This window comes from Pseudoduganella namucuonensis (genome assembly GCF_900116645.1).
GTDB lineage: Bacteria > Pseudomonadota > Gammaproteobacteria > Burkholderiales > Burkholderiaceae_D > Rugamonas > Rugamonas namucuonensis.
Map to the genome: position 1 here is coordinate 35,146 of NZ_FPBO01000011.1, position 19,751 is coordinate 54,896.

Sequence of the window (19,751 nt, forward strand, 5' to 3'; positions counted from 1 at the left end):
ACCGGGAAAAGACTGGCCTCCGCGTAGCGGAAGCCGCCGGGACACCTCGCGTGACCCGTGCCTCTCGGACGAGGGCTGCGAGAGGAGGGCGCCGAGGTCGTTGAGGGGAGCAAGTGCTGGATCGCACTTTTGTTTCTGGAGTCTACATTGGCCTGACCAAAAATTCAAGTTGGTTAGGCCAAATGGCGTTGAAAGGCTACTTTATTGCAAGTGAGAAAATATTGTATTGCTGGCATGTGAATATGGCATCATTATTGTTCCCACCGTTAACAGGAGACCAAGATGGCATATGTCGCACCCGCGCAAAGAAGGATCGTCGCGGCCACTGGCGTGTTGAACGCTCCGGGCCCATACGACGCGAATCCGATATTCGCCCAGGTTCCGCAGCTGGAATGGGCAAATCTCGGCTACCAATACACGCTGACCGTGCAATGGAGCGGTGTCCCGGTTCCCGGCCTGGCTGTGATCACGGTGCGGGCGCACGTGCACTACCGCTGGCAGCCAGCCATACCGCCCGCCGTCGCCGGCCACTGGACCAAATTCTCCGGCAATGCCTGGATCTCGGGTGTGAATGGCTGGTCCATGCAGACACCCAACGCCGTCGTCGTGCTGACACCGGCGGCGCCGCCCGACCCGAACTACCACGCGTGACGGCGCGCGCCTCCGGGCGCCGCATGCGCGCATGGCTCATTTCCCCTTGGGCTTGGGATGCATGTGCTTGCGGTAGAAGGTCTCCAGCTCCGCGCCGATCAGGTCCTGGCCGGAGTTGACCATGAAGTCGCGGAAGGCCGCGGCGATGCGGGGCAGGGGCTGGTCCACCAGGTGCATCACGTGCCAGTCCCCCTCGACCGGGCTTTCCCTCATCGGCAGGATGTCGATCAGCCCCGCCTCGAACTCCAGCGCGCAGGCGTGCACCGACACGAAGCCAACGCCCAGGCCCGCCGCCACCATGCTCTTGATGGCCTCGTTGCTCGACACCTCGGAGCCGAAGTGCAGCGAGTGGCCGTGTTCCTTGAACACGCGTTCCACGGTGGTGCGCGTGCCCGAGCCCCGTTCCCGCACCATCAGGTTGGCGCCGACGATGTCGTCCAGCGTCACGCGTTTTTTTCGCATCAGCGGGTGCTTGGGGCTGGCCACGAAGGCCATCGGATGGTGGGCGAAGCGCGCCGCGTTGATGCGGAACTCGCGCGGCGGCGTGCCCATGATCGCCAGGTCCACCTCCTTGCGCGACAGCAGGCCCACGATCTCGCTGCGGTTGCCCACCTGTAGCTTCATGCGCACGTTGGGACGCTCGGTGGTGAACTTCACCAGCATGGACGGCAGCAAGTGCTCCGCCGTGGTCACCGCGCCGATGCGCAGCGTGCCGGTGCTCACGCCCTGCAGTTCGCCCAGCTCGTCGCCCGCCTGTTCCCACAGCTGCAGTATGCGCTCGGCGAAATCGAGCATCACCTCGCCGGCCGCCGTCAGCTGGATGTTGCGCCCCACCTTGCGCGTGAGGGCCGTGCCGGCCACCTCCTCCAGGGCGCGCAGTTGCGCCGAGATGGCCGGCTGCGTCACGTGCATTTCCTCCGCCGCGCGTGACACGCTTTCGTGGCGTCCAACCAGAACCAGCGCTTGGAGCTGGCGGAAACTTGCGTGATACATATAAAGCAAACCTTATCAATGATTTAGAATAAGTAATTTCTCTTTTCTTTTCGTGGCCTCTATATTAACAGCCAGAAGGAGGGAAAAATCATGCAAACCATCGTAATCGTAGGCGGAGGCGCGGGCGGCCTCGAACTGGCAACACGTCTGGGCGACACCATGGGCCGCAAGGGCCGCGCGCGGGTCATCCTGGTCGATCGTTCGCCCACGCACTTCTGGAAGCCATTGCTGCACACGGTTGCCTCGGGCAAGCGCGATCCGCAAGTGTTCCAGATCGAGTACTCGGCGCAGGCGGCGCAGCACGGCTTCACCTTCATCCACGCCGAGCTGCGCTCGGTGGACCGCGCGGACAAGTCGCTGGAACTGGCGCCCATCCTGTCGGACGACATGGGCGAGGCGCCGTCGCGCAAGCTCGGCTACTCGACGCTGGTGCTGGCGCTGGGCGCGGTCACCAACTTCTACGGCGTGCCCGGCGCGGCGGACAACGTCTGCACGCTGGACAGCGTGCGCGACGCCAAGGCCTTCTACCGCCGCTTCTTCGGCGCCTGCGTGCGGGCCTCGGAGGAGGAGGGGCGGCAGGTCAACGTGGTGATCGTCGGCGGCGGCGCCACCGGCGTGGAACTGGCGGCGGAACTGGTCTACAGCGCCCGCGCGCTGGCCAAGTACAAGGCCCACTCGCTGGACCCGGCGCGCGACGTGCGCATCAGCGTCCTGGAACGCGGCGAGCGGCTGCTGCCGCACCTGCCGGCCGAACTGTCGGCGCGCGCCGAGGCCTACCTGCGTTCGCGCGGCATCGAGATTTGCACCGGCACGGCCGTCAAGAGCGTGGAGGCGGATACGGTGCACGTGGCCGAGGGCGCGGGGGAAGCCAGCGCGCGGCCCGCCACGCTGACCTTGTGGGCGGCGGGAGTGGAAGGGCCCGCGATCTGCACCACGCTGGGCCTGCAACTGAGCCGCATGCGGCAGATCATGGTGAACGCGTCGCTGCAATCGATCGACGACGCCAGCGTGTTCGCCATCGGCGACTGCGCCAGCTTTGTCTGTCCGGTGAAGGGCGCCGCGCCGCCGCGCGCGCAGGTCGCGCACCAGCAGGCCGTGTTCCTGGCCGCCGCCCTGGCCCGCCGCGAGGGCAAGCCGCTGCCGGAGTTCAGCTACCGCGACTACGGTTCGCTGGTGTCGCTGGGGCCGGTCGCCGCCATCGGCGTGCTGCTGGGCGGATCGATCGGCCGGCAGCTGCCGGTCAGCGGCACCATGGCCCAGGTGCTGTACGGGCTGATGTACCAGAAGCACCTGATGGCCCTGCACGGCTTCGTGCGCGCCGCCGCCGTTACCCTGTCGGACTGGCTGCGGAAACGTTTGACGCCGTCGGTCAAGCTGCATTGACCGGATCCGGCGCCGTTCGACCTACGGCGCCGGTTTCGCCAACCAGTCCTCCAGGAACTGCACGCACACGCGCACGTTCGCGGACGTCCCCAACCGCGTGGGGTAGATGGCCCACACGTCGGCCTCCTGGCTGTAGTCGGGCAGCACCCGCACCAGGCGTCCGTCGGCGAGGCTGGGGCCGACGTCCCAGATCGAGCGCAGGATGACGCCGTGGCCGTCGATGGCCCACTGGTGGACCAGCTCGCCGTTGTTGGTCGACAGCGGACCGCCGACCTTCACCGCCTCCGGCCCCCGCGGCCCGGTCAGCCGCCAGCGTCCCGGGTCCTGGTCGCGCTCGCGGATCACGATGCATTGATGCCTCAACAGGTCGCCCAACTCCCGCGGCGTGCCCGCCCGCTCCAGGTAGGCCGGCGAGGCGCACAGCACGCGCGAATTCTCGGCGATCCGCCGCGCGATCAAATGCTGCTCCCGCACCTGTCCCACGCGGATGTCGAGGTGGAAGCCCTCGGCGATCAGGTCCACCGGCCGGTCCAGCAATTCCAGTTCGATCTCCAGTTCGGGATACTGCCGCGCCAGCACCGAGATGGCGGGCGCCACGCGGTTGCGGCCGAAACCGGAACTGGTGCAGAGCCGCAGCGGCCCGCGCGGCGTGGTGCCTTTCTGCGATATCGCCTCCTCGAGCTGGTCGGCGTCCTCCAGGATGCGCTGCGCCCACTGGTGGACAACCGTGCCATGATCGGTCAGCGACACCTTGCGCGTGGTACGGTGCAGCAGCCGCACCTCCAGCGTCTTTTCCAGGATGGCGATGCGCTTGCTCACCAGCGCGTTCGACACCCCCAGTTCCTGCGCGGACGCCGCGAAACTCTGCTTGCGCACCACCACGCAGAACATACTGAGGTCTTCCAACAGCGGCCGGTCTTGATTGTTCACGATATGTGTATTGTAGGATCACGAATGGCATCATTATATATTGAAGCGTATTCAGTACAATGAAGCGGTCAAATCAACCACGAGAGGCGTCACCATGAAAACCCACAAGATCGCAGTCATCGCCGGCGACGGCATCGGCAACGAAGTGATGCCGGAGGGCCTGCGCGTGCTGGAGGCGGCGGCGCGCAAGTTCAACATCGGCCTGGAACTCACCACCATGGACTGGGCCAACTGCGACTATTACCTGGAGCACGGCCAGATGATGCCGGACGACTGGCGCCAGCAGCTCGAGGGCTTCGACGCCATCTACTTCGGCGCCGCCGGCATGCCCGACAAGGTGCCCGACCACATCTCGCTGTGGGGTTCGCTGCTCAAGTTCCGCCGCGAATTCGACCAGTACGTGAACCTGCGCCCGGTGCGCCTGATGCCCGGCGTGCCCAGCCCCCTGGCCAACCGCAAGCCCGGCGACATCGATTTCTACGTGGTGCGCGAGAACACCGAGGGCGAGTACTCGTCGGTGGGCGGCAAGATGTTCGAGGGCACGGACCGCGAGTTCGTGGTGCAGGACGCCATCTTCACCCGCAGCGGCACCGACCGCATCCTGAAATACGCCTTCGACCTGGCGCAGAGCCGCCCCAAGAAGCACCTGACCTCGGCCACCAAGTCCAACGGCATCTCGATCAGCATGCCGTACTGGGACGAGCGGGTGGAGGCCATGGCCCCGTCCTACGCCGACGTGCGCTGGGACAAATACCACATCGACATCCTGTGCGCGCGCTTCGTGCTGTCGCCGGAGCGCTTCGACGTGGTGGTCGCGTCCAACCTGTTCGGCGACATCCTGTCCGACCTGGGCCCCGCCTGCACCGGCACCATCGGCATCGCGCCGTCGGCCAACCTGAACCCGGAGCGCAAATTCCCGTCGCTGTTCGAACCGGTGCACGGCTCGGCGCCGGACATCTTCGGCAAGAACATCGCCAACCCGATCGGCATGATCTGGTCCGGCGCGATGATGCTGGACTTCCTGGGCAACGGCGACGCCAGCCACACCGCCGCGCACGACGCCATCATGCGGGCCATCGAAGCGGTGCTGGTGGAGGGCCCGGTGACGCCCGACCTGGGCGGCGCCGCCAACACCAGCGACGTGGGCAAGGCCATCGCCGCGGCGCTGTGAGGCGCGCTGTTTAGCGCTATCATCATGGGATGACCGCCGCCGCCACTTCGTCCGCCCCCCGTCCCCATATTTTCACACTCGCCTGGCCCCTGTTGATCGAGCTGTTCCTCGCCGTGGCGCTCGGCGTGGCCGGCACCGCGCTGGCCGCCCGCATGTCCGACACGGCGGGGGCCGCGTTCGCGATCGCCAACCAGATCTCGGTGACGCTGTTCATGCTGTTCCGTATCATCGGTTCCGGCATCGGCGTCGTGGTCACCCAGAACCTGGGCGGCGGACGGCGCGACATGGCCAACAAGGTGGCGCTGTCGATGCTGGGCGCCAGCACCTGGCTGGGCGCCTTCACCGCGCTGCTGGCCTTCGTCGGCGCCGACTGGCTGCTGCGCCTGATGCACACGCCGGCCGAGGTGCTGCCGCTGGCCACGCCGCTGCTGCAGGCGCTGGCCCCGGCCATGCTGTTCGACGCCTGGAACGCCTCCATGGCCAGCGTGATGCGGGCCCACCTGCGCACGCGCGACACGCTGACGGTGCTGGTGGCCATGCACCTGAGCCACGTCGCGCTGGCCGTGCCGCTGATGCAGGGCTGGGGGCCGCTGCCCGCGATGGGGCTTCCGGGCTTCGCGCTGGCGCTGCTGGTCAGCCGCGTCATCGGCCTCGCGTTGCACCTGCTGGTGTGGCGCCGCCACCTGGGACTGGCGCCGGTGGCCGGCGACTGGTGGCGCTTGCGGCGCCGCGAACTGGCGGACGTGCTGCACATCGGCATCCCCGCCGCGGCCGAGAACATCGCCTGGCGCGTGTCCTTCATGGCCAGCATGGCGGTGGCCGGCCTGCTGGGCGCGCAGTCGCTGGCCACGCTGGCCTACGTCCACCAGATCGGCAGCGTGGTGGTGATCTTCAGCCTCGCCACCGCCTTCGCGGTCGAGATCATGGTGGGGCACATGATAGGCGCGGGCGAGCTGCGCGACGCCCATCGGCTGGTGCGCAGCGCGCTGGGACGCGGCCTGGTGATCAGCGGCCTGATCTCGGGCAGCGTGGCGCTGGCGGGGCCATGGCTGCTAGGCCTGTTCACCAGGGACCCTGCCATCATCGCCAGCGGCGGCGCGCTGCTCTGGCTGGCCGTGCTGCTGGAACTCGGGCGCACCTTCAACCTGGTCGTCATCAACGCGCTGCGCGCGGCGGGCGATGTGCGCTACCCGGTGATGGCGGGCGCCGCGTCGATGTTCATCGTGCTGGCCGGCGGCAGCTGGCTGCTGGGCGTCCACTTCGGCCTCGGCCTGGCCGGCCTGTGGATCGCCTACTGCGCCGACGAATGGATACGCGGCCTGCTGATGTGGCGGCGCTGGTCGGTGCAAGCCTGGGTCCCCCACGCCCGCGCCGCCCGCCGCCGCCTGCGTCCGCAATGACCGTTCCCCGCCGGCGCCTACAAATTCACGACAAAATTGTTAGTATTCGTGACATTGTGGCGCCAAAAACTTGTCACAATACCGGCTTTGCCCGCGCGGGCGCCTCACAGGGGGAATCGTGGTCACGACAGGGACGTTGAAAACGGCGGTACGGCACGCCGCGGCCGTCGCGCTGCTGGCCTCCGCCGTGCTGGCGTCCGGCTGCTCGCGGACCGAGCGCTGGCAGGAGGAGGTGCGCCTCGGTTCCGGCCAGGTCATCCTGGTCGACCGCGTCAGCGGCGAGCGCGACGCCTCGTTGCGCTTCTCCCTGCCCGGCGTGCCGCGCAAGGTCTACGAGTGGCACGCGCTGCACGACGGCGGCATCTGGCGCCACGAGAATCCGCTGGTGCTGGACGTGGAGAACGGCGTGCCGGTCATCTACACGGTGGTGGTCACGTCGCCCGGCTGCCGCCTGTTCACGCGCTACAGCAACCGCAACGGCGCCTGGGTGGAGGAGGTCTTGCCGGACAAGTTCAAGGGCAAGGCCATGAACCTGTTCGTGCGCGGCGGCCTCGATGTCGGCGACACCGTCACCCTGGACCAGAAGCGCCGCGAAAGCACCGTCATCTCCTATTCCCGCTCGCTCAAGTATCTCGGGCCATCGGACAAGGCCTGCCGCCGCTAAGGCCGGAATGTTGTATTCCATGCATCGGAATGGTGCATAATCTCTCCAGGCAAAGTCACACACTTCCTGGAGACCGGCTGTGGCCAACATATCAAAAGAATATCGCCTGACCGCGCTGGCCTCCGCCTGCGCGGCATTGCTGCTGGCGGGATGCGGCGGCGGCGGGGGAGGGAGCGGCGCCACCACGCCGCCGGTGACCACGCCGCCCGTCACCACGCCCGCCGACGGCTCGCTCGCCGAGAACATCGCCTACTCCGGCGCCGCCACCGCGTCGCTGGCCACGGCGGCGGAGCGCGCCGCGACCGTCAAGGGCACGCTGGCGCTGAACGGCGCCACCATCGCCTACACCGCAACCACCGGCCACCTGACCGGCACCGATTCCCGCACCGGCCGCGCCGCCTCCTTCTTCTACGTGGCCTACACGCGCGACGGGCAGGACCTGGGCAAGCGGCCCGTCACCTTCTTCTACAACGGCGGCCCCGGCTCGGCGTCCATGTGGCTGCACCTGGGCTCCTTCGCGCCCAAGCGCATCGTCACGCAGATCCCGTCCAGCGTGGTGGCGTCGCCGGTGCAGCTGGTGGACAACGCCGAGAGCCTGATCGACGCCAGCGACCTGGTGTTCGTGGACGCCGTGGGCACCGGCTACTCGCAGGCCGTGGCGCCGGCCACCAACCAGGACTACTGGGGCGTGGACACGGACGCCGCCGGCTTCCGCGACTTCGTGCAGCGCTACGTGGCCGTGAACGGGCGGCAGGCCTCGCCCAAGGTGCTGTTCGGCGAATCCTACGGCGCGCCGCGCACCGCCGTGCTGGCCAACCTGCTGGAGACGGCGGGCGTGAGGGTGGACGGGGTGGTGCTGCATTCGGCCATCATGGATTACAACGCCAACTGCGGCGTGCTCGAAGCGGCCATCAGCTGCGAGGGCTATATCCCCACCTACGCGGCCACCAGCAACTACTACAAGCTGGCCAGCCCCGCGCCGTTCGACTTCAACGACTTCATGCGGGAGCTGCGCGGCTTCAGCGCCACCGGCTACCGGAGCGCGGCGCAAGCCTTCCTGTCGCCGGCCCGCACACCGCCGCCGCAAACGGTGGTGACCAAGCTGGTGAGCTACACCGGCATCCCGGCGCTCACCTGGCAGCAGGACCTCAACTACACGCCGGGCAGCTACGCGCGCAACCTGCTGCCCGGCCAGCTGCTGGGCCGCTACGACGCGCGCGTCTCCGGCGCCGTCAACGGTCCGCTGGCGGTGGACGGCGACCCGTCGCTGACGGTGGTGAACAATCCCTTCATCACCACCATGCGCAGCTACCTGGCCGGCACGCTGAAATACAGCGCGCTGACCAATTACCTCAATTTCAACGACATCATCGGACGCTGGAACTTCCGCCACGATGGCAAGGAGCTGCCGGACACCATCCCGGACCTGGCCGCCGCCATCACGCTGAATCCGGCCATGAAGGTGCTGGCGCAAAGCGGCTATCACGACCTGGCCACGCCGTTCTATCAGACCGAGCTCGATATGGCGCGGCTGGGCGCCAATCCCAACATCCAGGTCCGCAACTACCACAGCGGCCATATGATCTACCTGGACGACGCCGCGCGCAGCGCGCAGCGGGCCGACCTGGTTAGCTTCTATGGCGGCATCACGGCGGGGAAATGATGAACACACTACGCAACCTTGGCTTGGGCCTGGCCCTCCTGGCGTGCTGCGGCGGCGCGCTGGCCGGCGATCCACCCGCGCCGTGCATGGACCCCTGCGTGCCGCCTTCCAAGCGGCCGTCCACCGAGGCGCCGGCGTCCGGCGAGCGGCTGCGGCAACAGGCGCTGGACAAGCTCGAACAGCGCTTCCAGGAGGCGGACCTGGACCGCGACGGCGCGCTCACCGAGGAGGAGGCGCGCAAGGCGGGACTGGGCTATGTGGCCAACCATTTCGCGGAGATCGACACCGCCCGCCGCGGCCGCGTCACCTTCGAGGACCAGCGGCGGTACATGGCCCAGCGGCGCCGGCAGGCCATGGCCGAGCCGCCGCAACGCTAGCTTGTCCTGGACGGTTCGCCGGTCGCGCGGACCGCTTCGACGCCCTCGATCGCAGCCCTTCATCGCATCCCTTCAATTGCGCGGCGATGGCCGGGGGTGTCCCGTACAATGGGCGCACCATCGTTAAGAGTGCGTCATGACATCGATCCTTCCGGCTGCGCCGCCCGGCGCGGAGCCTTCCCATTTTGTTCGGTTCTACCACGAGGACGCGAGCTTGCTGGACGAGGTCGCCTCCTTCATCGACGACGGCTTGCGTTGCGGCGGCACCGGCATCGTCATCGCCACGGCCGAGCACCGGGCCGAGCTGGAACGCCGCCTGGCCGGATTCGGCGCGCCCAAGGGAACGAGCCGGCACACCGGGCGCCTGGAATGCCTGGACGCGGACGAGACGCTGTCGCAATTCATGATCGAGGGCTGGCCCGACGCCACCCGTTTCGAGCAGACGGTGGGCCGCCTGGTGCGCGCCGCGGCGGCCTCCGGCGGCGCGGTGCACGCCTTCGGCGAAATGGTGGCGGTGCTGTGCGCGCAGGGCAGGTACGAGGCCGCGCTGAGGCTGGAGGAACTGTGGAACGACCTGGCGAAGGAGGCGCGCTTCGCGCTGTTCTGCGCCTACCCGTGGAAGCTGTTCCGCACCGCCGAGCATTCCGCCGCGTTCGGCAAGGTGTGCTCGGCCCACGACCACGCCGGCCCCTGCCACGCGCACGCGGCGGAGCCGGCGGCCGATCCTGCGCGCCGTATCCTCGAACTCGAGCAGCAGGCCATCGCGCTGCAGTCGGAAATCGCCCGCCGCCGCGCCGCCGAGCTGGCGCTGGCCGAGCGCGAACGCGAACTGGCTGAGTTCCTCGACAACGCCGCCGAGGGTATCCACCGGGTGGACGCCGACGGCACCATCCTCTGGGCCAACAACGCCGAACTGAAGTTGCTGGGCTACCGGTGGGAACACTATATCGGCCGCCCGATCACCGATTTCCACGCCGACCGCGCCGTCATCGACGACATCCTGGCGCGCCTGAAAATGGGGGAAACGCTGAACGACGTGCCGGCGCGCCTGCGCCGCCAGGACGGCGGCATCCGCCATGTGCTCATCAGTACCAACGGCTGCTTCGAGGACGGCGAACTGCGCTACACGCGCTGCTTCACGCGCGACGCCAGCGAGCGTTACCAGCGCGACGAGGCGCTGACACAGCGCGACCGCATGCTGACGCACGCCCCGGTGGGCGCGGCGCTGGTGCTGGGGCCGGAGTTCGCCTTCTATCTGGCCAACCAGCGCTTTTGCGACATGACCCACCGCGGGCCGCTGGAGGGCAGCACCTTCCAGCATGCCTTCCCCGAACTCGCCGGCACGGAGCTGGACGCGCAGCTGCGGCGCGTGCTGGAAACGGGTGAACCCTACGCGGCCGAGGAGGCCCGCCTGCCCATCGACAACGGCGAGGGGCTGGAGGAGCGCTTCTTCCAGGTGGGCCTGCAGCCGCTGACCGGCGCCGACGGCCAGGTGCAGGGCGTGATCCTGGTGCTGGTGGACGTGGGCGAGCATGTGCGCCTGCGCCTCAGCCTGGAGAACGCGCAGGCCGCGCGCGAGGCGGTGCTGGCGGAGCTGACCGCCAGCGGCCGCGCCAAGGACGAGTTCCTGGCCATGCTGGGCCACGAGCTGCGCAATCCGCTGTCGCCCATCGTGTCGGCGGTCGAGCTGATGCGCATCAAGGGCGACGGCCGCACGCAGCGGGAGCAGGAGGTCATCCGCCGCCAGCTGTCCCACCTGGTGCGCCTGGTCGACGACCTGCTCGACATCTCGCGCGTCAACAGCGGCCGCATCGAACTGCACATCGAACACATCGCGCTGGACGACATGCTAGGCAAGGCCGCCGAGATGGTGCGGCCCCTGCTCGGGCAGCGCTGCCACCAGTTCAGCCTCGAGGTCGAGCCGGGAATTTCGCTGCGCGGCGACGCGGTGCGCCTGGCCCAGGCCTTCTCCAACCTGCTGACCAACGCCGCGCGCTACACGCCGCCCGGCGGGCGCGTGCGCCTGGTCGCCCGGAGCGACGGGCCGGAACACGTGCGCGTGTGCGTCGAGGACAATGGCGTCGGCATCCCGGCCGACATCCTGCCCAGGATCTTCGACCTGTTCTTCCAGGGCAAGCGCGGCATCGACCGGGCCGAGGGCGGCCTGGGCGTCGGCCTGGCGCTGGTGCAGTACATCGTCAGCCTGCACGGCGGCGAGGTGGCGGCCCACAGCGCGGGGCAGGGTGGCGGCAGCGAATTCGCCGTGCGCCTGCCCCTGGCCGGGCCCGCCGACGACGCCTGAGCAAAATTGCTGCACTGCAGCGAATAGCCCTATACAATGGAAGCGTGCTTTCTTTGTGAAGGAGTCTATCGTGCATACCCGTCCGTTCATCGCCCCCGTGAGTTTCGATGATCCCGCCGCCGCGCTGGCACAGGTCCAGGCGCTGTATGACGGCAGCATACGGCATTTGCGCGAATCGCTGCAGCGCTTTGTCGACGGCGAAAACCCGCCCGAGCACGTGCGCGCCTGCTATCCCTTCGTGCGCGTGCACACGGACACCGTGGCCCGCGCCGACTCGCGCCTGTCCTACGGTTTCGTGGCCGGCCCAGGCACCTACGAAACCACGCTGACCCGGCCCGACCTGTTCGCCCGCTACTACCTTGAGCAATTCCGCCTGCTGCTGAAAAACCATGGCCAGCAGCTGGAGGTGGGCATGAGCTCCCAGCCCATCCCCATCCATTTCTCGTTCGCCGAGCACGATCACATCGAGGGCAACATGCCGCCGGACCGGCGCATGCTGATGCGCGACGTGTTCGACCTGCCCAACCTGGCGGCCATGGACGACGGCATCGCCAACGGCACCTACGAGGCGCCGCTGGGCGAGGCGCAGCCGCTGTCGCTGTTCACCGCGCCGCGGGTGGACTATTCGCTGCAGCGCCTGCGCCATTACACCGGTACCTCGCCCAGCCACTTCCAGAAGTTCGTGCTGTTCACGAACTACCAGTTCTACATCGACGAATTCGTGCGCCTGGGCCACGAGATCATGCGCGCGCCGCTCGAGGGGGGCGCCGGCGCCGAGTACATCGCCTTCGTCGAGCCGGGCAACATCGTCACGCGCCGCGCCGGCGTGCCGGCCGAACCGTCCGACCTGCTGGGCGCCGCGCCGCCGCGGCTGCCGCAGATGCCCGGCTACCACCTGATACGCAAGGACGGCAGCGGCATCAGCATGGTCAACATCGGCGTCGGCCCGGCCAACGCCAAGACCATCACCGACCACATCGCCGTGCTGCGGCCGCACGCCTGGCTGATGCTGGGCCACTGCGCCGGCCTGCGCAACACCCAGCAACTGGGCGACTATGTGCTGGCCCACGGCTACGTGCGGGAGGACCACGTGCTCGACGAGGACCTGCCGCTGTGGGTGCCGATCCCGCCGCTGGCCGAGGTGCAGGTGGCCATCGAGGCAGCCGTGGCCGAGGTCACGCAGCTCACCGGCCACGACCTCAAGCAGGTGATGCGCACCGGCACCGTGGCCAGCACCGACAACCGCAACTGGGAGCTGCTGCCCCAGCGCACGCCGGAGCGCCGCTTCAGCCAGAGCCGCGCCGTGGCGCTGGACATGGAAAGCGCCACCATCGCCGCCAACGGCTTCCGCTTCCGCGTGCCCTACGGGACCTTGCTGTGCGTGAGCGACAAGCCGATGCACGGCGAGATCAAGCTGCCCGGCATGGCCAACCAGTTCTACCGCGACCGCGTCGACCAGCACCTGCGCATCGGCATCCGCGCGGTGGAACTGCTGCGCGAGCTGGGGGTGGACAAGCTGCACAGCCGCAAGCTGCGCAGCTTCGCGGAGGTGGCCTTCCAGTAAGCCCGCGGCGCTTGTTATCGGCTGGGCAACGCGGTATATTTCCCGGACTAATCCAATGGAGACGTCCATGAAATACACCGCCCTGGCGCTGGCCCTGCTCACCATGACCCTCGAGGCCGGCGCGGCCCCCGACAGGGAGGCCGAACCGGGCTTCGGCGAGCGGCCCGGGGAGAGCAGCGTGGCGGTGGACGCGAACCGCGTGGGCCAGGTGGCCGGCGTGATCGAGGACGCCGATGGCCGCCGCCGCGCCGTGATGTACGCGCAGGGAAGGGTGACCGAACTGGGAACGCTGGGCGGTTCGGACAGCTACACCACCGCCATCAACGCCTCCGGCGTGGTGACGGGCTCCGCGCAGAACGCCGAGGGCCGCTGGCGCGCCTTCATCTACACGCCCGGCCAGGGCATGCGCGGCCTGGACACACTGGGCGGCAACAGCAGCCACGGACTGGCGATCAACCAGCTGGGCCAGGTGGCCGGCCACGCCGACGTGGCGAACGGCGACTTCCACGCCATGGTGTTCGACGGCGCGCAAATGCGGGACCTGGGCACGCTGGGCGGCAAGACCAGCTACGCCACCAGCATCAACAACTCCGGCCAGGTGGTGGGCACCGCGCAGAACGCGCAAGGCTACCGCCGCGCCTTCCTGTACCAGCCGGGCGAGGGCATCGTGGAACTGCCGTCGCTGGGCGGGCGCGTGAGTTCGGCGGCCGCCATCAACGACGCCGGCGTCATCGCCGGCACCGCCGAGACGGCCGACCGCCGCATGCACGCCTTCGTCTACGACGGCAAGACCATGATCGACCTGGGCGCCAAGATCGGTCACGGCACCAACACCTACGCCACCGGCATCAACGCCGCCGGGCACGTGGTCGGCTCGGTGACGGCGCAGGGCTTCGCGCCGCTGACCTTCGTCTACCGCGAGGGCAAGATCTCGGTCCACCCGCGCGAGGCGGGCCTGTACCTGACCAACAAGATCAACGACAGCGGCCTGGTGGTGGGCGCCAAGTTCTCCGGCCAGCGGCTGCAGGCCTTCGGCGTGGACGAGGTGGCGCCGGTGAAGGAAACCAGCCCGTGGGACTGGGCCGTGCGCGCCGTGCTGCTGGCGGCGGCCGGCTTCATGCTGGTGAAGATGCAGCGCCGCGCCAGCGCGTCCATGTTCCCCAGCGGTTCCGTGCGCGTCGTCTCGCACAACTTCGTGCGCTGATCACCGCGCGGGCGGGAACCAGGAATCCCAGGTCTCCTTGATGGTGGCCTTGACGATGGCGATCGAATCCGGATCGCCCTTCAGCAGCGCCGAGACATAGGCGCCGGCCTGCTTCAGCGACACGTCCGGCGGCAGCGGCGGCACGTTCGGGTCGGTCACCATCTCCAGCACGCAGGGCCGGTCCGCCGCCAGCGCGGCGTCCCAGGCCGGCCCCACGTCCTCGGGCCGCGACACGCGTATGCCCTTCAAGCCCAGTAGCTCGCCGTAGGCGGCGTAGGGAAAGTCGGGCAGGCCCTGCGACGGCGCGTAGCGCGGGTCGCCGCCCATGGCGCGCGCCTCCCAGGTCACCAGATTGAGGTCGCCGTTGTTCAGCACCATCACCACCAGGCGCGGGTCGCGCCACTGGGGCCACAGCCGCGCCACGGTGATCAGGCCGTTGATGCCGTTCATCTGCATCGCGCCGTCGCCCGCCAGCGCGATCACGGGCCGGTCCGGCCACGCGAACTTGGCCGCGATCGCGTAGGGCACGGCCGGTCCCATGGTGGCCAGCCCGCCGGACAGACTGGCCATCATGCCGCGCCTGAGCTTCACGTCGCGCGCGTACCAGTTGGCCGACGAGCCGGAGTCGCAGGTGATGATGCTCTTGTCCGGCAGCCGCGACGACAGTTCCCAGAACACCCGCTGCGGATTGACCGGATCGGCCTCGTTCATCGCGCGCGCCTCCAGCACCTGCCACCAGCGCTGCGTGTTTTCCTCGATCTGTTGCTGCCAGCCGCGCTCCTGTTTGCGTTCCAGCAGCGGGATCAGCGCGCGCAGGGTGGCGCGGGCGTCGCCCACCAGGCTGCACTCCATCGGATAGCGCAGGCTGGTGAGGCGGGCGTCGATGTCGATCTGCACGCCGCGCGCCTGGCCCTCCTTCGGCAGGTATTCGGCGTAGGGGAAGGACGAACCCACCATCAGCAGCGTGTCGCAGCCGTTCATCATGTCGTGGCTGGGTTTCGTGCCCAGCAGGCCGATGGAACCGGTCACGTAGGGCAGGTCGTCCGGCACGGCTGCCTTGCCCAGCAGCGCCTTGGCGATGCCCGCGCCCAGGATCTCGGCCACGGAGATCAGCTCGTCGGTCGCGGCCAGCGCGCCGGCGCCGGCCAGGATCGCCACCTTCTTGCCGCTGTTGAGGATGTCGGCGGCCTGCCGGAGCGCCTCCAGCGGCGGCTCCAGGCTGCGGTGCAGCGCGCCTATGCCCGAGTGCACGCTGCCATGCTCGCGCGGCGGCTTGGGCACGGCGGGCAGGTCTTGCACGTCGTTGGGGAAGATGATGCAGGTGACGGTGCGCTGCTCGCGCGCGATGCGCATCGCGCGGTCTATCAGGTGGCGCACCTGGGCCGCGTCGGTCGCCATGTGCACGTATTCGTGCGCCACGTCCTTGAACAGCGACAGCAGGTCCACCTCCTGCTGGTAGTCGCCGCCCATGGCCATGCGCTGCTGCTGGCCGACGATGGCCACCACCGGCTGGTGGTCCAGCTTGGCGTCATACAGGCCGTTCAGCAGGTGGATGGCGCCGGGCCCCGAAGTGGCCAGGCAGACGCCGGTCTCGCCGGTGAACTTGGCGTGGGCGGTGGCCATGAAGGCGGCCATCTCCTCGTGGCGCGGCTGGACGAACTCGATCTGGTCCTGCCGCCCGAAGGCGCCGACGATGCCGTTGATGCCGTCGCCCGGATAGCCGAACACCCGCCGCACGCCCCATTCGGCCAGGCGCTGCAGCAGGAAATCCCCCACGGTGGTAGCCATGCCCCGCCTCCCGTCGATTGAAGTGGCCCCATCTTAGTGAGGCTGCGGCGGGGGCGGCGCACGCTATCTGCGCGGCAAGTCGTCAGAAGCGGTAGCGCGCGGTCACGCGGAAGGCGCGCGGCGCGCCGGGCAGCATCAAATGCTTGCTGCTGCCGTGGCCGGACACGATGTAGCCGCGGTCGAACAGGTTCAGCACGTTGAGCTGCAGGTCCAGCGATTTGGTCCTGTAATAGACCATCGCGTCCGCCGTCGTGTAGCCCGCCAGCGTCACCGTGTTGCCCGGATTGGCGAACCGGTCGCCCACGTAATTGACGCCGGCGCCCACGCCCACGTTGGCGGTCAATTCCTTGCTCAGCCAGGCGTTCGCGCTGTGCTCGGGCGTGAGGGTGGGGCGCTTGCCCTGCACCGCCTGGCCGTCGTCCCTGGCGATGGAGGCCACCATGCGGCCGTCCAGCCACGAGTAGCCGGACCACGCCTTCCAGCCCTGTCCCAGGTCGCCGGTGAAGGTCAGTTCCAGGCCGTCGGTGCGCTGGGTGCCCATGGAGATCACGCGCGAGGTGGCCGGATCGGTGGCCTTCATATTGGTCCGCTCCAGGCGGAACAGCGACACGCCCGCCGCGGCCTTGCCGCCCAGCAGATCGAACTTGGCGCCCACCTCCTTGTTCTTCGTGACTTCCGGCGCCAGGTCGGCGTTGCTGGCCGCCAGCGTGAAGGTCTCGCCGGAAGGCTGGAAGGAGCGGCTGAACGAGGCGTAATAGGACTGCTCCGCCGTCGGCTGGTACACCAGGCCGGCGCGCGGACTCCAGGCCACGTCGGTGCGGGTGAGGCTGGACTGGCCGGCGCGGCGCTCCCGGTTCTCCTGCTCGAAGTGGTCGTAGCGCACGCCCGCCAGCGCCTTCCAGTTCGCCGCCAGCGTCACCAGGTCCTGCACATAGGCGCTGGCCACGGTGAACACGCCCAGGTTGTTGGCGGTGGGGTTGCCGGCCGCCGTGAACGGCACCACCGGCGCGATCGGGTTGAACAGCGACACGGTGGCGGCGTTGGCCTGCGAGCGCACCACCTGGTCCTTGTCCTGCGCGCCGAATTCCAGGCCATACAGCAGCTGGTGGCGCATGCCGGCCAGGTCCAGGTTCTGCGTCAATTCGGTCTGATTGAACCAGCAGTCCTCGTTGCGCAGCACGTTGCCGCGCGTGAGCGACACGGTTTGCGCGGCCTCGTTCACGGAGCCCACCAGCGTGTTGTTGCGGTCCAGTTTGTAGTCGTAGTGGCGGAAGGCGTTGCGCAGCGAGAGCTTGTCGTTGAAGCGGTGCTCCAGCGTGAAGCCCAGCGCCTTCACGCGCGCCTCGCTGAAGTCGAAGTCCCTGGCGTTGGCCGCGCCGTAATAGGTGGACGGCGCCACGTCCACCGGCCTGCCCTGGTAGGAGGGCAGGCCGAAGTCGGTCAGGCGCTTGTCGTGCAGGTACTCGGCCTGCAGCAGCAGGCTGGTGTTCGCGCCCAGCTTGAACTGCACCGACGGCGCCAGCGCCTCGCGCTCCAGGAATTGCTGGTCGCGGTAGCTGTCCGCGTCCTCCACGGCGCCGGTCACGCGCCAGGCGACGCCGCTGTCGGCGTGCCTGCGCGCCAGGTCGAACTCGCCGCGTTTCTGGCCCCAACTGCCGGCCCGCAGCGTCACTTCGCTCACGTCCGCGCCGGGCTTCTTCGTCACGCGGTTGATCATGCCGCCGGACGAGCCGCGCCCGTACAGCACCGAGGCCGGTCCCTTGATGACCTCGATCTGCTCGATGTTGGACAGGTCGCGGTAATACAGCGCGTCGTCGCGCAGGCCGTCGATGAACTGGTCGGCGATGGCGGAGAAACCGCGGATGGTGACTTGGTCGCGCTGGCCGTCGCCGGTGGACATGCCCACGCCCGGCACGGCCTTCAGCGCGTCCTGCAGGGACAGCGTGTCCTGGTCGCGCAGCAGCGCCTGCGGGATCACGTTCACGGTTTGCGGGATGTCGCGCAGCGGCGCCTCGATCTTGGTCGCGCCGGTGGCGGTGGGGGGATTGTAGCCGGCGTCGCCGTTGGCGCTGACGGTCACCATCGGCAGGCTGGCGTCGGCCTGCGCGGTGCTCTGTGCGTAAAGGGCCGGGGCGGGGACGGTCAGGGCCAGCGCCAGGGCCAGCGGCAGTTTTTTCAGTTTCATGCGGAGTCCAGGAGGGTGAGGGCTGGCTGGCATCCGGACGACGCGTGGCTGGCTAAATGAGAATGATTGCTAATTATGAAGGCTTTGCCGCGGACGCACAACCGGGAAAATAGTTATTGCAAATGATTCTCATTAACCTTATGATGGCTTCGTCGCTGGCATAGCAAATCATCCATATTGATGATTTCGCCATGCCGCGCCCGCCACCCATCAGCCAGCCCCCTCCCTGGAAGCCAGCAAGCAACCAACCTCTAGGGAATTCCATGCAAGAACTGATCATCCTGGCCCACGTGCCGACCGACACCGTCAACCTCGGTTTCCTGCCCGCGGCGCAAGCGCTCGGCCTGTCCGTGGTGCTGCTGACCGACCATGCCGACGCCCACCGCGCCCACTACAGCCAGCCCGGGCTGGCCGCCTATCCGGCCGAAATCGTCGCCTGCGACGTGTTCAACCCCTTGGCCGTGATCGGCGCGCTGACCTGCCGCGCGCAGACGCCGGCCGCCGTGTTCTCCAACAGCGACCACCTGCAGGCCAGTACCGCGCTGGTGGCCAGCTATTTCGACCTGCCGCACAAGGATTGGCGCGTGACCTACCGCGCCAAGAACAAGGCCGAAATGCGCAGCCACCTGAAGCTGCAGGGACTGGACCCGCTGTGGTACGGCCTCGCGTGCGGGCCCGCGGACCTGGCGCGGCTGGCGGAAGAGGCGCCGCTCCCCTGCATCGTCAAGCCGCGCGAGGGCGTGGCCAGCCAGCAGGTGACGCTGGCGGCGAACCGCGACGAACTGGCGGCGCAGTGCGCGGCCGTGTGGGAGTCCCAGCCCGGGCTGCCCTTGCTGCTGGAGGAGTACATCGACGGGCCCCTCTACACGCTGGAGACGCTGGGCGACGGCGAGCGCGTTTGCGTGCTGGGCGGCTTCCAGGTGACGCTGTCGCCGCCGCCGTTCTTCGTGGAACTGGAAGCGCGCTGGGGCACGGGGCTCGACGAGCGGCAGCAGGCCAGGGTGCTGGACCTGGTACGGCGTTTCGGCGTGGGCTTCGGGGCCTGCCACACCGAATTCGTGATGAGCGAAAGCGGGCCGCGGCTCATCGAGATCAACTACCGCAACATCGGCGACTATCGCGAGTTCCTGCTGCAGGAGACGTTGGCGATCCCGCTGTTCGAGATCGTGCTGCGGCTGTACCTGGGCGAGCCCTTGCCCGACCTGCGGCTCGCGCCGAACGCCGCGCAGATCCGCTACTTCACGGCGCGGAGCGAGGGCAGGCTGTCCACGCCGCCCGCCGCCTTCGCCGACCAGGGCGACGGCATGCAACTGCACTACCAGCCGCTGCGCGCGGCGGGCGACAGCATCAGTCTCAGCAACTCCAACAAGGACTACCTGGGCGTGCTGCGCGGCATAGGGCCGGACGCGCGGCGCCTGGGTCTGGCGATGGACCGCGTCAGCAACACCTTGAACTGGGAGATCGCGGCGTGAGGGG

The 19,751-nt window shown here is 68.5% G+C and carries 15 protein-coding genes; 11 read left to right on the top strand and 4 right to left on the bottom strand.

Annotated features, from left to right (window positions below; all coding sequences use genetic code 11):
- The first annotated feature begins 282 nt into the window (after positions 1–282).
- Positions 283–651, top strand: coding sequence for a hypothetical protein (locus tag BM436_RS13620; RefSeq protein ID WP_143133114.1), 369 nt, complete (start codon positions 283–285; stop codon positions 649–651).
- Between the two features lie 36 nt (positions 652–687).
- Here the strand turns inward: BM436_RS13620 and BM436_RS13625 are convergent, their stop codons facing one another.
- The gene (locus BM436_RS13625; RefSeq protein WP_093556077.1) at positions 688–1,644 is read right to left on the bottom strand and encodes a LysR family transcriptional regulator; all 957 of its coding nucleotides are present in this window, start codon (positions 1,642–1,644) and stop codon (positions 688–690) included.
- Positions 1,645–1,734: 90 nt separating this feature from the next.
- Here BM436_RS13625 and BM436_RS13630 point away from each other — a divergent pair, with 90 nt between their 5' ends.
- Positions 1,735–3,027 carry an NAD(P)/FAD-dependent oxidoreductase gene (locus tag BM436_RS13630; RefSeq protein ID WP_093556078.1) on the top strand — a complete coding sequence of 431 codons (1,293 nt, stop codon included), beginning with the start codon at positions 1,735–1,737 and terminating at the stop codon, positions 3,025–3,027.
- 21 nt (positions 3,028–3,048) lie between these two features.
- Here BM436_RS13630 and BM436_RS13635 read toward each other — a convergent pair whose 3' ends face one another.
- Positions 3,049–3,957, bottom strand: a complete 909-nt coding sequence (locus tag BM436_RS13635; protein WP_093556079.1) for a LysR family transcriptional regulator — start codon at positions 3,955–3,957, stop codon at positions 3,049–3,051.
- A 94-nt stretch (positions 3,958–4,051) separates the two neighbouring features.
- Between BM436_RS13635 and BM436_RS13640 the strand changes: the two genes are divergently transcribed.
- The 8 genes from BM436_RS13640 (at position 4,052) to BM436_RS13675 (ending at position 14,302) form a co-directional block, all read left to right on the top strand.
- A complete protein-coding gene (locus BM436_RS13640; RefSeq protein ID WP_093556080.1) occupies positions 4,052–5,128 on the top strand; it encodes a tartrate dehydrogenase in 1,077 nt (358 codons plus the stop codon).
- Positions 5,129–5,220: 92 nt separating this feature from the next.
- Positions 5,221–6,528 carry an MATE family efflux transporter gene (locus tag BM436_RS13645; protein WP_229490251.1) on the top strand — a complete coding sequence of 436 codons (1,308 nt, stop codon included), beginning with the start codon at positions 5,221–5,223 and terminating at the stop codon, positions 6,526–6,528.
- 136 nt (positions 6,529–6,664) lie between these two features.
- Entirely contained in the window at positions 6,665–7,192 is a 528-nt protein-coding gene (locus tag BM436_RS13650) for a hypothetical protein (protein ID WP_093556082.1), read from the top strand.
- A gap of 88 nt (positions 7,193–7,280) precedes the next feature.
- Positions 7,281–8,855, top strand: a complete 1,575-nt coding sequence (locus BM436_RS13655) for a S10 family peptidase (RefSeq protein ID WP_093556191.1) — start codon at positions 7,281–7,283, stop codon at positions 8,853–8,855.
- On the top strand, positions 8,852–9,232 hold the full coding sequence (locus BM436_RS13660; protein ID WP_143133116.1) for an EF-hand domain-containing protein: 381 nt from the start codon (positions 8,852–8,854) through the stop codon (positions 9,230–9,232). The genes BM436_RS13655 and BM436_RS13660 overlap by 4 nt, the downstream gene beginning before the upstream one ends.
- A 136-nt stretch (positions 9,233–9,368) precedes the next feature.
- On the top strand, positions 9,369–11,534 hold the full coding sequence (locus BM436_RS13665; protein WP_093556084.1) for an ATP-binding protein: 2,166 nt from the start codon (positions 9,369–9,371) through the stop codon (positions 11,532–11,534).
- 70 nt (positions 11,535–11,604) lie between these two features.
- Positions 11,605–13,098, top strand: coding sequence for an AMP nucleosidase (locus BM436_RS13670; protein ID WP_093556085.1), 1,494 nt, complete (start codon positions 11,605–11,607; stop codon positions 13,096–13,098).
- A gap of 67 nt (positions 13,099–13,165) precedes the next feature.
- Entirely contained in the window at positions 13,166–14,302 is a 1,137-nt protein-coding gene (locus BM436_RS13675; RefSeq protein WP_229490255.1) for an HAF repeat-containing protein, read from the top strand.
- Here BM436_RS13675 and BM436_RS13680 read toward each other — a convergent pair whose 3' ends face one another.
- Positions 14,303–16,090, bottom strand: a complete 1,788-nt coding sequence (locus tag BM436_RS13680) for a thiamine pyrophosphate-requiring protein (RefSeq protein WP_093556086.1) — start codon at positions 16,088–16,090, stop codon at positions 14,303–14,305.
- Positions 16,091–16,172: 82 nt separating this feature from the next.
- The gene (locus BM436_RS13685) at positions 16,173–18,275 is read right to left on the bottom strand and encodes a TonB-dependent receptor (RefSeq protein ID WP_093556087.1); all 2,103 of its coding nucleotides are present in this window, start codon (positions 18,273–18,275) and stop codon (positions 16,173–16,175) included.
- A gap of 263 nt (positions 18,276–18,538) precedes the next feature.
- On the opposite strand from BM436_RS13685, the gene BM436_RS13690 reads away from it, so the two are divergent.
- Positions 18,539–19,747: an ATP-grasp domain-containing protein gene (locus BM436_RS13690; protein ID WP_093556088.1), complete on the top strand. Its 1,209-nt coding sequence runs from the start codon at positions 18,539–18,541 to the stop codon at positions 19,745–19,747.
- The last annotated feature ends 4 nt before the right edge of the window (positions 19,748–19,751 follow it).

Excerpts from the sequence above, each read along its gene's own strand:
- BM436_RS13665 (WP_093556084.1), top strand. The coding sequence starts at position 9,369 with ATGACATCGATCCTTCCGGCTGCGCCGCCCGGCGCGGAGCCTTCCCAT.
- BM436_RS13685 (WP_093556087.1), bottom strand. The coding sequence starts at position 18,275 with ATGAAACTGAAAAAACTGCCGCTGGCCCTGGCGCTGGCCCTGACCGTC.
- BM436_RS13630 (WP_093556078.1), top strand. The coding sequence starts at position 1,735 with ATGCAAACCATCGTAATCGTAGGCGGAGGCGCGGGCGGCCTCGAACTG.
- BM436_RS13640 (WP_093556080.1), top strand. The coding sequence starts at position 4,052 with ATGAAAACCCACAAGATCGCAGTCATCGCCGGCGACGGCATCGGCAAC.
- BM436_RS13625 (WP_093556077.1), bottom strand. The coding sequence starts at position 1,644 with ATGTATCACGCAAGTTTCCGCCAGCTCCAAGCGCTGGTTCTGGTTGGA.
- BM436_RS13680 (WP_093556086.1), bottom strand. The coding sequence starts at position 16,090 with ATGGCTACCACCGTGGGGGATTTCCTGCTGCAGCGCCTGGCCGAATGG.
- BM436_RS13660 (WP_143133116.1), top strand. The coding sequence starts at position 8,852 with ATGATGAACACACTACGCAACCTTGGCTTGGGCCTGGCCCTCCTGGCG.
- BM436_RS13675 (WP_229490255.1), top strand. The coding sequence starts at position 13,166 with ATGAAATACACCGCCCTGGCGCTGGCCCTGCTCACCATGACCCTCGAG.
- BM436_RS13620 (WP_143133114.1), top strand. The coding sequence starts at position 283 with ATGGCATATGTCGCACCCGCGCAAAGAAGGATCGTCGCGGCCACTGGC.
- BM436_RS13690 (WP_093556088.1), top strand. The coding sequence starts at position 18,539 with ATGCAAGAACTGATCATCCTGGCCCACGTGCCGACCGACACCGTCAAC.